The organism is Vibrio sp. 2130-1, assembly GCF_033339515.1.
This window is the reverse complement of sequence record NZ_JAWOUT010000453.1, coordinates 1-609: the sequence shown is the minus strand read 5'-3', so window position 1 is coordinate 609 and position 609 is coordinate 1. Positions and strand designations below refer to the sequence as shown.

At 44.2% G+C, this 609-nt stretch carries 1 protein-coding gene; it reads right to left on the bottom strand.

The genetic code is table 11. The annotated features are described in order from the left end of the window. Positions 1–609, bottom strand: a 609-nt coding sequence (locus R7Q09_RS26790) for a cobyric acid synthase (protein WP_318144029.1), incomplete at both ends; no start/stop codon positions are given.

Below are 609 nucleotides of genomic sequence, written 5' to 3'. Positions count from 1 at the left end.
TGATTTCGTTCCCGGTAAAATGATGAGATCGGCTTTATCGATCTTCTCACCTTTCCCAACATAGCGAAGATTAATGTCGGGATTTAAGCGTAAAACATCAAAGTCAGTATGATTGCTAATGCGCGTTAACACAGGAACAACCACATTTAACTTAACTTCAGAGTTCAACTCCTGCTGTGCAGTAATGGCGTCTTCGGCTTCTAGGTTCAAGCCGTGCAGATATGGCAACACGCCTAAAACAGGCTTACCCGTTTTTTCTTCTAGCCAATCCAGACCTGATTGCAGCAAACGAATATCGCCACGAAAGCGATTAATGACAAACCCTTTTACTCTCGCCTGTTCAGATTCAGAAAGTAACGCCAATGTTCCGTATAAATGCGCAAACACACCGCCACGATCAATATCCGCAACAATGATCACTGGCACATCGGCTGCTTCCGCAAAACCCATGTTTGCGATATCGCCTTCTCTCAAGTTGATTTCCGCTGGGCTAACAGCAACTTCGATCATGATAGAATCAAACTCTTTAGTCAGCTTAGAAAACGAATCCAACACCGTGTTCATGGCCACTTTTTTGTAGTCGTGGAAACTGGTGGCATCCATATTCGA